This window comes from Aeromonas molluscorum (assembly GCF_051376105.1).
GTDB lineage: Bacteria > Pseudomonadota > Gammaproteobacteria > Enterobacterales > Aeromonadaceae > Aeromonas > Aeromonas molluscorum.
Map to the genome: position 1 here is coordinate 59,664 of NZ_JBPQCY010000001.1, position 13,801 is coordinate 73,464.

The following is a 13,801-nucleotide window of genomic DNA, read 5'->3' on the forward strand; positions in this document are numbered from 1 at the left end:
TCTGAACGCGCGTCGGCGATGACGTGAGCAGCCATGTTGCCAAGTCCCTCAAAACTGACAGGAATGCACGGCACCGCTGGCGCCGGGTGCGCAAATAGGGTAAAAGTTCGGCCATGAAAATACCAAATCGAATCCAGCCTCTGGTGGACGACGGCCTCGTCGACGAGGTCATCAGTCGGCTGATGAGCGGCAAAGAAGCCGATGTCTATGTGGTGCGCTGCGGCGAACATGTTCGCTGTGCCAAAGTCTATAAAGAAGCGGCTAAACGCAGCTTCAAACAGGCCGTGGTCTATCAGGAAGGGCGCAAGGTACGTAACAGCCGTAGCCAGCGAGCGATGGAGAAAGGCTCGCGCTACGGTCGTCGCCAGCATGAAGAGGTGTGGCAGAACACCGAGGTGGATGCGCTGTTCAAGCTGGCCGCTGCTGGTGTGCGCGTGCCTACCCCCTATGTCTGCCTGGATGGTGTGCTGCTGATGGAGCTCATCACCGATGACGAAGGCAATGTTGCCCCCCGTCTCAACGACGTGGCGCTGAGCCCGGAGCAGGCACTGGCGGACCATGACAAGGTGATAGGCTACGTGGTGCGCATGCTATGCACGGGCCTCATTCACGGGGATCTCTCCGAGTTCAACGTCCTGGTCGATGACAAGGGGCCCGTCATCATCGATTTGCCTCAGGTGATCGATGCCGCCGCCAACAATCAGGCCAAGGCCATGTTGGTGCGCGATGTGGAGAATATGCGCAATTACTACGGCATGTACGCCCCGGAGCTGCTCAAGACCCGTTATGCCCAGGAGATGTGGGCCCTCTATGAAGAGGGGGAGTTGACGCCGGAGAGCCGTCTCACGGGCCAGTTTGCGGAAAGCACGGCCATCATCGATATCGACGCTGTTCTGCATGAGATAGAGAGTGCCGAGGAGGAGGCCATGGCCCGCCAGGCCAGAGCCAAGGCCGAGCAGGAAGATGAGTACTAAGCACCAGGGTGCTTGCTATGCCAGACAGGGCGCCTTGGGGCGCCCTGTCTGTTTGTGCCATGGGCTTGCTGGGCTGCGTCAGAACATATAACCCAACAGATCTATGGGTCTGTTGGGCCAGGGAGTGTCGCTGAGCGCCTTGATGAAAATGTCATCCAGCAGCTCTACCGCAACACCGTAGTTCTTGAAGTCGTTGATCCTGAGCCAGCTGCAGTACTGGGTTATCTGCACGAAACCATTGGCCAGATAGAGGCTGGGATCGTCGGCGATGAGAAACAGATAATCGAGCCCCTTGCTGCGAGCGAATGGCTGCAGTTCGGTCAGCATGGCACTGGCCACCCCTTGACCGCGCATCGCGGGCGCCACACAGAGATCGATCAACCCCAGTATGGCAACGGGCTGATCGCCCACCGCAATCATGCGCTGATCCAGCCTTACATGGCCGACCAGCTGCGCCCCCTGCCATACCAGCCCCCTCAAGTGAGGCCGCTGCTTGAAATAGGATCGAGGCATGGCATAGGCGGGAAAGCAGCTGTTGCGCAGGGCCGTGATGGCCTCATGTTCACGGGGACTGAGATCGAGCTCGGCAGTCAGATCCATCAGCAATGGGGCCTGATCCCCGTGAACCGCGCCGGGGGATCTGGATTGAGGGGAGAGGGTCAGCTTCATGAGGTCGCTGCTCACAGCCCGGCCAGGGGCGGGGCTATCAACCTGGCCCCATCATAGCCAACCACCTCGCCAAAGCGCGCATCCTCTGACTGCCAATCTTGCGCCGCGATGCGAATAGCCTCCTTGTCGAAGCTGACGAAGTTCCACCAGACCTGCAACGGCTTTGCCAGGGGCTCGCCGCCGATGAGCAGCAAGCGGGCGCCCGCCTTCAGGGTCAGGGTCACCTCACTGGTACCCGGTGCCAGATAGGCCAGCTGCTCGGCGGCCAGCGTCTGGCCTGCCACCGCCACTTCACCGGCCAGGGCCAGCAGGCCATGTTCAAACTCGGGAGCCAGGGGCAGGGTCAGGGTACGGGTCTCCTCGGCCTGCAGATCCAGCCCCAGTATGGGGGCGAAGCTGAGGGTCGGGGCCTGCCGGTCCTGATGGTGGCCAATGAGCAGAGTGAATCCGATCCCCTGTTGTTGCCAGCGCGGCAAGTCCGGGTAGTGATCGAAGCGGGGCCGAGTGGCCTGGGAAGCCTCGGGCAAGGCTATCCAGAGCTGGGCGGCATGAACACTCGAGTGGCCGGGCACCGACTCCTCGGTGTGCGCTATGCCCTGGCCTGCCGTCATCAGATTGACCTGGCCCGGGCGGATCACCTGTTCGCTGCCCAGACTGTCGCGGTGCAATATCTCCCCCTCCAGCATCCAGGTGAAGGTCTGCAACCCGATGTGGGGATGAGGGCCGACGTTCAGTCCGGGCTCACCTGGGGCAAAGCGGGCCGGGCCTATGTGATCGAGGAAGCACCAAGGGCCTATGGTGCGTCTCTCCTTGACCGGTATGGCGCGGGCAACCGGTATGCCGCCAACATCCGTGGTGCGCGAATCGATGAGTTGCAGTTTGTCTGTCATGGCACTCTCCTTGGCTGGGCAACCGGATTAGCGGCGCCGGATCACCGGCATATTCATCATGTGGGCAGGGCGGGTCATGGGCCTGACGACCGGCCGGGATGGCAGGGTGACAGGCCGGGTCGCGGGCCTGGGCTGGGCCAGGCTGACAGGCCGGGTCGCGGGCCTGGGCTGAGCCAGGCTGCCGCCATCCAGATTGAGCCTGCGGGCCGCCTCGGTGGCCTCTGGCAGCGAGAGGCGCTCTGTGCCGGTCGGATTTATCTTGCGCAATACCTGCTGGCGATCGCGCAGGATGCTCTTTTGCTCCGGGCTCAGGGCATTCCAGCGATCGGAAAAATCGGTGCGCAGCGTCTCTATATCCGGCTTGCCAAGCTCGGAGTGCCAATCCTTGAACTTGTTCTTGATGTCGTCACGCTTGCCTTCATCAAGATCCTGCCACCAGTGCTGGATCAGATCGTCGAACTCGCCATCATTATTGCAACACCAGGGGTAGTAGCGGTCCCAATAGTAGAAGTAGTCGTCATACCACCAGGGGTAGGGAGCAGCGCCATAATCGCTGCCATAACCCATGCCGACACTGGCGCCGACGGTGGGACTGGTGTTGCTGCAGCCAACCAGGCCAAGCGCTGTCAGGGTGAGCATAAGGGAAGGGACAACACGCATGAAAGCTCCTTGTCATGAGCCGGCGAGGGTGGCTCGCCAGCCGGGCACAGATCCGGGTGCACAGTGGGATGGGGCCTTGATGCAATGCGCCGCGGCCCACTCAATGTGCCCACTATAAGCCAAATCCAGCGCGGGTGGCAGCCCTTGCGGGCCTCACTCGCGTCAGCATTGCGAGCTACTACTGTATGAACGTACAATAGCTTATCTTCCCTTTGTTCCCTGCTTTCACCATGACCCCTAGTCTCGCTCCCACCGACGGTTTTATCCTGACTCGCCACAGCCGGGACGTGCGCGGGCGCGGTGACGGACGCGATGGTACCGAAATCGTGTTCTGGCTATGGAGTGAGCAAGGACCGGTCCGTCTGGTGGTCGCCGGTCAGCAGCCGCTCTTCTTCCTGCCCCAGTCCCACATGGAGGAGGCCGTTGCCCTGTTCCAGGGGGCCGGGGTACGTGGCCGCTTTCGTCGTCTGCCCATGCATACCTTCGATGGCCGTGCGGTGGTGGGCTGTTATTTCTCCACCCTGAGCAACTATCACAGGGCCATAGAGCTGCTGCTCATTCGTGGCCTGGAGCATTTCGAATCGGATATTCGCCTGCCCGAACGTTTCTTGATGGAGCGCTTCATTACCGCGGGCATGCGCTTTGATGGCAAGACGGTCAAACGCGGCGATCACTGGTTAGTCAACGAGGCGCGCTGCGCCCCCCAGGCCGTGACTCCGACTCTCTCCTGGGTCTCCCTGGATGTGGAATGCGCCATGGATGGCGCCCTCTTCTCCATCGGACTGTATAGCGAGCAAGATGCCCGGGTGATCATGATAGGCGAGGCCCCCGATGACGCCGCGTCCTGGGAGACCCAGGTACAGTGGGTAGCGGATGAGCCCGCGTTGCTTGCGGCCCTCGAAACCTGGTTCCTGCGCCATGATCCTGATCTGGTGCTCGGCTGGAACGTAGTGAATTTTGATTTTCGCCTGCTGCTGCGCCGGGCCGAGCTTCACAAGCGCCGGCTGCGCCTCGGCCGTGGGCGGGAGCTGGCATTTTGGCGCGCCTCGCGCGGCGATCCCCAGACCGGCAGCGTCATCTTGCCGGGGCGCATGGTGCTCGATGGCATCGACACCCTCAAGAGCGCGACCTGGCAGTTCGCCAGTTACAGCCTGGATGCGGTGGCAAGCGAGCTGCTTGGCCGTGGCAAGGATGTCGAGGATGTGGCGAACCGGGGTGAGAAGATCACCGAGCTGTTTCACTCCGACAAAGAGGCGCTGGCCCGCTACAACCTGGAAGATTGCAAGCTGGTGTGGGAGATAGTCGAGCACTGCGCCCTGATCCCCTTTGCCATCGAGCGGGCCAATCTCACCGGACTGGAGCTGGACCGCGTCGGCGGCTCGGTGGCGGCCTTTACCAATCTCTATCTGCCACGGCTGCATCGCGGCGGTTATGTGGCCCCCAATCTGCCCGCCGATGGGGGGCTGGCGAGCCCCGGCGGCTATGTGATGGACTCCAAGCCCGGCCTCTATCGCCAAGTGCTGGTGCTGGATTTCAAGAGCCTTTATCCCAGCATCATCCGCACCTTCTGCATCGATCCCATGGGGCTGATCGAAGGGCTCAAGGCCCCCGATGACGCCATTCCCGGTTTTCGTGGCGCCTTCTTCTCCCGGGACAAGCACTTCCTGCCAGATCTTATCGCCACCCTGTGGGCGGCACGGGACAGGGCCAAGGCAGCCAATAACAAGGCGCTCTCCCAGGCCATCAAGATCATCATGAACTCCTTTTACGGGGTGCTGGGCTCGGGGGGGTGCCGTTTCTATGATCCCAGGCTCGCCTCCTCCATCACACTGCGCGGGCACAGCATCATGCAGCAGACCCGGGAGTGGATAGAGGCTCGGGGCTACCGCGTCATCTACGGGGATACCGACTCCACCTTCGTCCATCTCCCCGAGGAGATGAGCCCGGCCCAGGCGGATGAGATAGGCCAGTCACTGGCCCAGGAGATCAACCACAACTGGACCAGGCTTATCAGGGATGAGTTTGACTTGCCTTGCCACCTCGAGATCGAATACGAGACCCACTACCGCCGATTCCTGATGCCCACCATCAGGGGGCTGGAGAAAGGCAGCAAGAAACGTTATGCCGGGCTGGTGGGGCAGGGGGAGTCGGAGCATCTGGTGTTCAAGGGACTGGAGACGGTACGCACCGACTGGACCATGCTGGCCAAACAATTCCAGACCCGGCTCTACGAGCTGGTCTTCCACGATGAGGACCCTTGCGACTATGTGCGCACCATGGTGGATGAGACCCGCAGCGGGCGGCACGACGAGCTGCTCATCTATCGCAAGCGACTGCGCCAGAAACTGGAGGAGTACCAGAAGAATGTGCCGCCCCATGTGCGGGCCGCGCGCCTGGCCGATGAAGAGAATCTGCGCCGCGGTTTGCCCCAGCGCTACCAGCATCGTGGCGCGATCGCCTATCTGATGACGCTGTCAGGCCCCGAGCCCCTCGAGTACAGACGCAGTGCCATCGACTATGAACACTACATCGACAAGCAGCTCAAGCCCATAGCCGACGCCATACTGCCCTTCATCGGCGAATCCTTCGAGCGGATCTGCGGCCAGCAACTGGATCTCTTCTAACTGCTCTGCCGCCATGCCCTGTGCCATCCTTAAGGTCCTTGAAACCGGTGCGGCGAGCCAGTTTGCCGCCCTTCCAACGCAGGAGGCCCTATGGCTTTGTGTCTTCGAGAGGTGACCTTGGTGGCCGCCATTGTGCTGAGTGGTGGGGCCGAGGCCTACAACCTGAAACCCGGCTTGTGGGAAATGCAGACCAAGATGGAGGCCGCCGGCGAGTTGGGACAGGCCATGGCCGCCATGGAGAAACAGCTGGCGGCGCTGCCCGAGGGGCAGCGCAAGATGATGGCAGAAATGATGGCCAAGCAGGGCGTTGGCATTCAGGGTCTGGACGCCGGCGGTGTGCGGGTGCGCCATTGCCTCAGTGCGCAGATGGTGGCGCAGGATCGGCTGCCCTTCGAGAAGGGAGAGGGTTGCCAGCGCCAGCTCAGCAAGCGCAGCGAGACCCAGATGCAGTTCACGCTCAGTTGCAGCGACCCCCAGGCCAAGGGGGAAGGGGAGGTGACATTTGTCAGCCCGACCGCCTATCACAGTCGCTTTACCCTCGACCTCATGCACGAGGGCAAGCAGGAGCGACTCACCGGCACCAGTCAGAGCACGTGGCTGAGCGCTGAGTGCGGCGATATCAAGGCGGTGGAATAAGAGGCTGGCGCAGCACTGGGCGCCTGGTTCCCAATCAGCGGCACAAACCAACGAGGAAACATGGTCAGACAGACGATGCTGGACAACGCCATGGGCGATCTGTTCGAGCAAGAGGCGCAGCCTCGCTGGCTGGCACCCGGCGCCCTTCATCTGCCCGGAGGGATCGAGCGCCTGGGGCCTGGAGCACGCTGGCTGTTGGCCTGGATTGTGACGACGAGTGCCCAGGCGCCCTTTCGCCATCTGCAGACTCCGGGCGGGCAGCGCATGTCGGTGGCCATGACCAATGCGGGCCCCTGTGGCTGGGTGTCTGACCGGCGCGGTTATCGTTATAGCCCCCTTGATCCTCTCAGCCAGCTGCCCTGGCCCCCCTTGCCGAGTGAGTTGCTCATCCTGGCCAGACACGCCGCCGAGGCGGCAGGTTTCGTTGATTTTGAGCCCGATGCCTGCCTCATCAATCGTTATGTCCCAGGGGCGCGCATGTCCTTGCATCAGGACAGGGATGAGGCCGATGTTGCCCATCCCATCGTCTCTCTCTCCTTGGGATTGGCCGCCGAGTTTCTGCTGGGGGGGCTGACGCGAGGAGATACGGTGCAGCGGCAGACGTTGCGAAGCGGCGATCTGCTGGTGTTGGGCGGCGAGGCGCGATTACGCTTTCACGGGGTGGCCCCCGTCAAGGCCGGGCCCGAAGCGGTGCGTTTCAACCTCACCCTGAGGCGGGCGAGGTGAACATGGGCGGCGCCGAGACCGGAGAAGCCAGTGCGGTGGCGGTGAGGCTGTCGCACACAACAAAAAACCCTCCGGCTGGAGGGTTTTTTTTCAGATAACGGCTGTCATCAGAACAGGGTGGTGGAGAGGTCGTAGAGCTCCTGATTGAAGGGGCGCTTCAGATTCTCGATGCAGTCGATGATGTCATGGTGCACCATCTCGTTGCCCTGGATACCGACGCAGCGGCCACCTTGACCTGCCAGCAACTGCTCAACGGCGAAGGCACCCATGCGGCTGGACATGATGCGATCACGGGCCGTCGGCGAACCGCCGCGCTGGATGTGGCCGAGGATGGTGGCGCGCGTCTCGCGGCCCGTCATGGTTTCAATGTCCTTGGCCAGGGCATTGACGTCGGTGACGTGCTCACAGATGGTGATGATGGCGTGCTTCTTGCCCTTGGCTTCGCCTTCCCGGATCTGGGTCAGCAGCTTGTCTTTATCGAAGGCTACTTCCGGCACTATTACGTACTCGGCACCACCGGCAACGGCGGCTGACATGGCCAGATCGCCACAGTGGCGGCCCATGATCTCGACCACCGAGATGCGATGGTGGGAGCTGCAGGTATCGCGCAGGCGATCAATGGCATCCACCACCACGTTCAGGGCGGTATCAAAGCCGATGGTAAAATCGGTGCCGGCGATATCGTTGTCGATGGTACCCGGCAGGCCGATGCAGGGGAAACCCTCTTCGGTCAGCTTCTTGGCACCCATGTAGGAGCCATCACCGCCGATCACCACCAGGGCATCGATGCCATGGGATTTGAGGTTCTCGATCGCCTCGGCACGCACCTTGGCATCTCTGAACGCCGGGAAACGGGCGGATCCCAGGAAGGTGCCGCCGCGGTTTACCACGTCGGAGACGCTGTGACGCTCGAGTTTGACGATACGATTCTGGTGCAGACCGAGGTAGCCATCATAGATGCCATAGACTTCCAGGCCATGGTGCAGACCGGCGCGCACCACGGCGCGAATGGCTGCGTTCATACCGGGTGCATCGCCACCACTGGTCAAAACACCAATACGTTTGATTTGCTTGGTCATGAGTGCCTCTGGATCTCAAGTTATCGAATGGATAAGCCTGTTTTACTATATCGGCTTTCGTATCGGCTTGTTGTTCGCCATACGAAAACCGGCAAAGGAGGGGGCCTGGGACCCCCTCAGGGCTCTATTTACTTGGCAGCGCCAGCGATGATCTGGGAGAAATCGTCCACTTTCAGGGACGCGCCACCCACCAGGCCACCGTCGATGTCCGGCTGACCGAACAGATCGCTTGCGGTCGCGCCAGTGACAGAACCACCGTACAGGATCTGAACCTTGGCAGCCACTGCGCCGTCAAAACCGGCCAGGTACTGACGGATGTGGGCGTGGACGGCCTGGGCTATCTCAGGGGTGGCAGTCTTGCCGGTGCCGATGGCCCATACCGGCTCATAAGCGACCACGGCGTTCTCGAAGGAGGCGATGCCACAACGGTCGATGACCGCTTTGAGCTGGGTCTCAACCACGTTCTTGGTCACGCCTGCTTCGAACTGCTCCAGGGTCTCACCGATGCAGAGCACGGGGATCAGGCCCGCTTTCTGAATGACTTCGTACTTGGCAGCCACCAGGTCGTCGGTCTCGGCGTGCAGGGTACGGCGCTCGCTGTGGCCGACCAGGGAGTAGGTGCAACCAAAGGCTTTGAGCATGGAAGGAGCGTTCTCGCCGGTGAAGGCGCCGGATTCGTGCAGATCGGCGTTCTGGGCACCGTAAGCAATGTTGCTGCCAGCGGTCAGCTGCTCAACGTGACCCAAAAAGATAACCGGTGGGCAGACGGCGACTTGAACGGAAGGGTGCGCGGCGGCAGCCGGGATCAGACCCTTGATCAGCGCTTCGACGGAAGCTTTGGTGCCGTTCAGTTTCCAGTTACCCATTACCAGGTGCTGTCTCATCTTTTATTACTCCTAGGCGTTTGATTGCGCGTCATTATATGAATTGAACCGAGCCCAAGATAGCTGACCCGGCGGCAAATGACGTAATTTTTTTTCCCTTTCCTGATCCAAATCAGGAAAGGCCCTCTCGACTGTTCACTCGTTGACCTGACCACGCAGCCGGGCCCAGAGCTGGCCTATCCACTCGTGCATGGCCGCTTCCGAGTACATCAGGTAACGCCCCTTGGGCAGGTAGCTATAGAGCGGTTGAGGCTGCTGGCTCTGCTTGGCGGTGTAGTCCGTGGGGGCAGGTATCGCATCCAGACCCTGCTGGCGATAGAGCGCCAGGGCCCGCGGCAAATGGGTGGCCGAACTCACCAGCGCCACCCGTTTTTGCCTGAGATAATCGGCGATGCTGACCGCCTCGTCATGGGTGTCTTTGTTGTTTTCAAACAACGTCATGCGGGAGCGGTCTATCCCCAGGCTCGCCGCCATGCGGGCGTTGACCTCGGCGTTGGAGAGAGGATCGCCGCTCACATAACCCGAAAAGATCAACTGTGCCTGCGGATAGGCCTTGGCGAGGCGTACCCCTTCCAGCGTTCTCGCGAGGGCGATATTGTTCTGCCAGCTAAATGGCGGCACGGCCGGATCGCTGACATGGCCGTTGCCGAGCACGACGATGGCGTCGATAGCGGGGTGCAGGCTCACCTCGAACGGCGGGAAGCGTTGCTCCAGCGGGCGGGCCAGCTCATAGCTGATGGGTCTTAGCCCCATCAGGGTGATGATGACCAACGAGCAGGTCGCCAGCAGCTTGCCGGTTTTCTGAAAGCGGGTGAACCAGAGCAGCAAGAGCGCCAGCAGCAATAAGGAGAGGGAGAAGGGGAGCGGCATCAGCAGTTGGCCTAGCCACTTTTTGAGTTCAAACACTAATTTCTCCAGAATTTACTTACATAACAGCAAGTTATGATAGTGTTGAGTGTGTATTTGGCAAGTTTCCGGATGTCAGCGTGAACATCATTCCCCATTCGCACTGTCTCCACGGGATTGCTATCTGAGCCCCAGATACGCTAAACGACCCTCGGCATCATACAGTCAACCTGTCCAGGGTAGGAGATTGCCCACCCGGAGTTTGCAGCTGCGCTCAGCATTCGAGATCCAAGGCAAGCCGCGGGCCGTACTCCGCGATGGCTTACAGGCAACAGGGCCCCAAGCCAACACCATGAAACCCTGAATGAGTATGTTGCTGCAAGCACGCGCCCGAATGATGGCGAATGGGATGAAAACCTGGAGCAGGCCAAAGGGTTTCGGGGCAGAGCGGTTATTCGAGCCACTTTCGAAGCTCCAGCGACGCCAGGTCAATGAATGCTCGCAATCTGGGAGGCATAAAACGTTGCCGTGGGTAGACGATGTGGATGGGATCGATCTTCCCATGCCATGCGGGAAGTACGCGCACCAATCTTCCCTCCTCGCAGGCTTGCCGGCACAGATACATTGGCAGCAGCGCGACGCCATCCCCTGCCAATACCATGGTCATAATCAGCCCTACGTCATTCACCAGCACCTGGCGAGCCAGGGAAACAGTGATGCTGTTAACGGCGTCATGAAGCTCCCAAGCCTCCTTGCCCAGCGGGGTGAACTGCAGGCAGCTATGGTGTCGCAGAGCCTGGGGCGAATCGAGCACTGCGGCTTCGGCGAGGTAACCAGGACTGGCAAATAGTGCCCAGCGTGCAATGCCTGCGCTCTTGGCGACCAGCGTCGAGTCTTTGAGAGGCCCGGTGCGAATGGCGACATCTACTCCTTCAGCCACCAAATCCACATAGCGGTTCATCAAAACCAGTTCAACATCGACCTTGGGCCACTGACTACGCATCTGTCCCAGAATAGAAGAGAGGATCTGATCGCCAACATCAACGGGGGCGGTAATACGCAGCAAACCACAAGGCTCTCCAACGGCTTCGGCCATCGCAGCCTCGGCGTCAAACATATGAACCAACCCAGCCGATGCATGCTCGTAATAAACCTGCCCAGCCTCCGTCAGATGTAGTCGGCGTGTGGTGCGCTGTAGCAGCGTGACCCCCAAGCGCTTTTCGAGCATAGCCACCCGATTGCTAACCGTTGAGGTCGGCAAGCCGAGGAAACGGGCCGCCGCACTAAAGCTGCCGGCCTGGACAACCTTGACGAAGACCGCCACTTGATTGAAATCCATTTTCCAACCCAATAGAAAGTGTTTTTCGATTTAACCATCTACCGCTGGAAATAACTACTTTCTACACTGTCTCCATCGACTCAATGGAGCAACAGAGATGAAAGAACTGGCATTTATCAAGCGCAGCAACGAGAGGCATTGGGTTGGCGATGGCTTCCCCGTCAGGAGCATCTTTTCCTACAACGATATCGCCGAGGAGATGTCACCCTTCCTGTTGATGGACCATGCGGGCCCGGCCAATTTCCCGGCCACCTCCCATCAGCTCGGCGTCGGCCAGCATCCTCATCGTGGATTCGAGACGGTGACCATCGTCTATGAAGGGGGCGTTTCGCACAAGGACTCCTCAGGCGGTGGTGGCACCATAGGTCCCGGTGACGTGCAATGGATGACGGCCGCCTCGGGCTTGATCCACGAGGAGTACCATAGCCCGGCGTTCGCCAAGCAAGGTGGCGCCTTTGAGATGGTCCAGCTTTGGGTCAACTTGCCTGCCAGAGACAAGATGACGGCCCCTGGCTACCAAGGTATTACCGCAGGAGAGATCCCCCAGGTGGCATTGCCGGAGGGGGCAGGCGAGGTGCGCGTTATCGCGGGAAACTACGATGACACCCATGGCCCGGCGCGCACTTTCACGCCGATGAACGTCTGGGACATGCGTCTGAACGCACATCACCAAGTCTCCCTCGAGCTGCCAGAAGGGCATACCACCGCACTGTTTGTGATCAAAGGCGCCATTTGTCTCGGCAACCACCATTCGGTCCGCACGGCTGAACTGGCGGTCATGGAACGACGCGGTAGCCAACTGGTGATTGATGTCGAGGCAGACACCACTCTGCTGTTGCTCAATGGCGCCCCCCTGAACGAGCCCATCGTCGGGCACGGCCCCTTCGTGATGAACACTCACGAAGAGATCATCCAGGCCATTAATGACTACAACAGTGGCCGTTTCGGGCAGATCGGACGTTGAACCTCGCAAGCGAGGTCTTCGTTATCACCGATGCCTCTGGGACCTTCAATGAAGTCACCCGCCATTCGGCCTGGGACCGCATGTCAAGCGCCGGCGCGCAACTGATGACCTGGTTTGGGGCCGCCTGCGAACTGCACCGTGACTGGCGAAATGATGTCGAGGGACTGGGGACCCTGTTCGCCAACCATACCCCCGACTATCGCAATTTGATCAACCGCTACCCCACTGTCCAAAACAGCAAGTAAGGCAAGGAAGACCCCGGGCAAGCGGGGTCTTCTGTCATGACGTCATCCGACATCACCCACTTTTGACTCCTCCCCGCATCCTCCTTAGCATGGCGTGCTAGAGGGGGTAACATTGGCCTCCCCATGGGAGAGGCTTTGGGTGTCCAGTCTCTTCTTTTCGGGATAAAGAGCAAATCTGCGCTGCCACACTGCATGGCAGTCAGAACCACTGTGCCACTGCCGTCGTCCTTGAGTTTTCAGAAAATCCGGGATGTGACAGAATACCCCTCTTTTTTCGTATGGCCCACCCCTGTGTGGCCCATGCCTGTATCGACAAGGCTGAGTTTGTCTTGAAGCAAGATCAGAGTTTTGACGGCCGCGCCGACAAGTTTGCCCGCAACATTTACGACTCCACCAAAGGCCGCATTCGCACCAAAGTGGTGTGGAGCGATATCGAAGCCTGCCTGGCGCGGCTTGGCAATCGCCCCCTGCGCATTCTGGATGCCGGCGGCGGCTTCGGTTATTTTGCCCAGAAGCTGGCGGCCATGGGCCATCAGGTGGAGCTGTGCGATCTCTCTGCCGACATGCTGGCGCTGGCCCGGGTGCAGATCGCCGAACAGGGTCTGGAAGACAGGATCCGTCTCATCCATTGCCCCATTCAGGATCTCAAGGCCCATGTGACCGGCACCTTCGATCTGGTGCTCTGCCACGCTGTGCTAGAGTGGCTGGCCGAGCCGCGTCGGACCCTGCTAGGTCTGTTTCCTTTCGTCCATGCAGGGGGCATACTGTCGCTGCTTTTTTATAACCGCCATGGCCTGCTGTTCCAGAGTCTGGTAGTGGGTAATTTCGACTATGTGCGCCAGGGTCTGAACAAGAAGCGCCAGACCGCCTTGACTCCCACCAATCCGCAGTTGCCGGAACAGGTATACGACTGGATCGGGCGAGGGGGGCTCAAGATAATCGGCAAGACCGGGGTGCGGGTCATTCATGACTACATGCGTCACAAGCAGGATCAAGTCGAGAAGTTTGACGATCTGCTGGCCATGGAGCAGCACTATTGCCGCCAGGAGCCCTTTGTCGCACTGGGTCGTTACATCCATGTGATGGCGCAAAAGCCTGCCAGTGGCAAGTCTTGATGACGGAGCTCGAGGAGCGGATGGTCACCACAGCCTTTGGCGCCGCTGGCCGTCAGCTGCTCGGCGCCATGATGAACACGCCAGCCAGCTGATGTCAGTTTCTTATGCTAGCGGGATCTAGCCGTCCGGGGCCATCCACTGCGCCCCGTG

At 60.3% G+C, this 13,801-nt stretch carries 14 protein-coding genes; 7 read left to right on the forward strand and 7 right to left on the reverse strand.

The genetic code is table 11. The annotated features are described in order from the left end of the window. The first annotated feature begins 113 nt into the window (after positions 1-113). A complete protein-coding gene (locus tag ACSMDR_RS00245; RefSeq protein WP_005908489.1) occupies positions 114-974 on the forward strand; it encodes a PA4780 family RIO1-like protein kinase in 861 nt (286 codons plus the stop codon). Positions 975-1,052: 78 nt separating this feature from the next. On the opposite strand, the gene ACSMDR_RS00250 is transcribed toward ACSMDR_RS00245, so the two are convergent. The 3 genes from ACSMDR_RS00250 to ACSMDR_RS00260 are packed head-to-tail and all read right to left on the reverse strand — an operon-like array spanning position 1,053 to position 3,193. Next, positions 1,053-1,643, reverse strand: coding sequence for a GNAT family N-acetyltransferase (locus tag ACSMDR_RS00250; RefSeq protein ID WP_436466610.1), 591 nt, complete (start codon positions 1,641-1,643; stop codon positions 1,053-1,055). An 11-nt stretch (positions 1,644-1,654) separates the two neighbouring features. Next, the gene (locus ACSMDR_RS00255; RefSeq protein WP_436466611.1) at positions 1,655-2,533 is read right to left on the reverse strand and encodes a pirin family protein; all 879 of its coding nucleotides are present in this window, start codon (positions 2,531-2,533) and stop codon (positions 1,655-1,657) included. A gap of 27 nt (positions 2,534-2,560) precedes the next feature. Then, a complete protein-coding gene (locus ACSMDR_RS00260) occupies positions 2,561-3,193 on the reverse strand; it encodes a hypothetical protein (RefSeq protein ID WP_436466612.1) in 633 nt (210 codons plus the stop codon). Positions 3,194-3,423: 230 nt separating this feature from the next. On the opposite strand from ACSMDR_RS00260, the gene ACSMDR_RS00265 reads away from it, so the two are divergent. From ACSMDR_RS00265 to alkB, 3 genes are all read left to right on the forward strand, one after another. Next, entirely contained in the window at positions 3,424-5,817 is a 2,394-nt protein-coding gene (locus tag ACSMDR_RS00265; RefSeq protein ID WP_436466613.1) for a DNA polymerase II, read from the forward strand. 90 nt (positions 5,818-5,907) lie between these two features. Next, the gene (locus ACSMDR_RS00270) at positions 5,908-6,453 is read left to right on the forward strand and encodes a DUF3617 domain-containing protein (protein ID WP_436466614.1); all 546 of its coding nucleotides are present in this window, start codon (positions 5,908-5,910) and stop codon (positions 6,451-6,453) included. Between the two features lie 60 nt (positions 6,454-6,513). Then, positions 6,514-7,179: a DNA oxidative demethylase AlkB gene (alkB, locus tag ACSMDR_RS00275; RefSeq protein ID WP_436466615.1), complete on the forward strand. Its 666-nt coding sequence runs from the start codon at positions 6,514-6,516 to the stop codon at positions 7,177-7,179. A 107-nt stretch (positions 7,180-7,286) separates the two neighbouring features. Here alkB and pfkA read toward each other — a convergent pair whose 3' ends face one another. The 4 genes from pfkA to ACSMDR_RS00295 form a co-directional block, all read right to left on the reverse strand. Next, positions 7,287-8,258 (reverse strand): 6-phosphofructokinase, encoded by a 972-nt coding sequence (gene pfkA / locus ACSMDR_RS00280; protein ID WP_005905900.1) that lies wholly within the window; start codon positions 8,256-8,258, stop codon positions 7,287-7,289. 128 nt (positions 8,259-8,386) lie between these two features. After that, entirely contained in the window at positions 8,387-9,142 is a 756-nt protein-coding gene (tpiA, locus tag ACSMDR_RS00285; protein WP_005905898.1) for a triose-phosphate isomerase, read from the reverse strand. A gap of 135 nt (positions 9,143-9,277) precedes the next feature. Then, a complete protein-coding gene (elyC, locus tag ACSMDR_RS00290; RefSeq protein ID WP_436466616.1) occupies positions 9,278-10,048 on the reverse strand; it encodes an envelope biogenesis factor ElyC in 771 nt (256 codons plus the stop codon). Between the two features lie 391 nt (positions 10,049-10,439). Then, positions 10,440-11,327 (reverse strand): LysR family transcriptional regulator, encoded by an 888-nt coding sequence (locus tag ACSMDR_RS00295; RefSeq protein ID WP_436466617.1) that lies wholly within the window; start codon positions 11,325-11,327, stop codon positions 10,440-10,442. 97 nt (positions 11,328-11,424) lie between these two features. Here ACSMDR_RS00295 and ACSMDR_RS00300 point away from each other — a divergent pair, with 97 nt between their 5' ends. The 3 genes from ACSMDR_RS00300 (at position 11,425) to cmoM (ending at position 13,651) form a co-directional block, all read left to right on the forward strand. Further along, on the forward strand, positions 11,425-12,291 hold the full coding sequence (locus ACSMDR_RS00300; RefSeq protein ID WP_436466618.1) for a pirin family protein: 867 nt from the start codon (positions 11,425-11,427) through the stop codon (positions 12,289-12,291). 80 nt (positions 12,292-12,371) lie between these two features. Continuing rightward, positions 12,372-12,536, forward strand: a complete 165-nt coding sequence (locus ACSMDR_RS00305) for a hypothetical protein (RefSeq protein ID WP_436466619.1) — start codon at positions 12,372-12,374, stop codon at positions 12,534-12,536. 329 nt (positions 12,537-12,865) lie between these two features. Next, positions 12,866-13,651, forward strand: a complete 786-nt coding sequence (gene cmoM / locus ACSMDR_RS00310) for a tRNA uridine 5-oxyacetic acid(34) methyltransferase CmoM (protein WP_436466620.1) — start codon at positions 12,866-12,868, stop codon at positions 13,649-13,651. Positions 13,652-13,801: the final 150 nt, after the last annotated feature.

Excerpts from the sequence above, each read along its gene's own strand:
- ACSMDR_RS00265 (WP_436466613.1), top strand. The coding sequence starts at position 3,424 with ATGACCCCTAGTCTCGCTCCCACCGACGGTTTTATCCTGACTCGCCAC.
- ACSMDR_RS00250 (WP_436466610.1), bottom strand. The coding sequence starts at position 1,643 with ATGAAGCTGACCCTCTCCCCTCAATCCAGATCCCCCGGCGCGGTTCAC.
- ACSMDR_RS00260 (WP_436466612.1), bottom strand. The coding sequence starts at position 3,193 with ATGCGTGTTGTCCCTTCCCTTATGCTCACCCTGACAGCGCTTGGCCTG.
- ACSMDR_RS00270 (WP_436466614.1), top strand. The coding sequence starts at position 5,908 with ATGGCTTTGTGTCTTCGAGAGGTGACCTTGGTGGCCGCCATTGTGCTG.
- ACSMDR_RS00245 (WP_005908489.1), top strand. The coding sequence starts at position 114 with ATGAAAATACCAAATCGAATCCAGCCTCTGGTGGACGACGGCCTCGTC.
- tpiA (WP_005905898.1), bottom strand. The coding sequence starts at position 9,142 with ATGAGACAGCACCTGGTAATGGGTAACTGGAAACTGAACGGCACCAAA.
- pfkA (WP_005905900.1), bottom strand. The coding sequence starts at position 8,258 with ATGACCAAGCAAATCAAACGTATTGGTGTTTTGACCAGTGGTGGCGAT.
- ACSMDR_RS00255 (WP_436466611.1), bottom strand. The coding sequence starts at position 2,533 with ATGACAGACAAACTGCAACTCATCGATTCGCGCACCACGGATGTTGGC.
- ACSMDR_RS00300 (WP_436466618.1), top strand. The coding sequence starts at position 11,425 with ATGAAAGAACTGGCATTTATCAAGCGCAGCAACGAGAGGCATTGGGTT.
- ACSMDR_RS00305 (WP_436466619.1), top strand. The coding sequence starts at position 12,372 with ATGTCAAGCGCCGGCGCGCAACTGATGACCTGGTTTGGGGCCGCCTGC.
- alkB (WP_436466615.1), top strand. The coding sequence starts at position 6,514 with ATGGTCAGACAGACGATGCTGGACAACGCCATGGGCGATCTGTTCGAG.
- ACSMDR_RS00295 (WP_436466617.1), bottom strand. The coding sequence starts at position 11,327 with ATGGATTTCAATCAAGTGGCGGTCTTCGTCAAGGTTGTCCAGGCCGGC.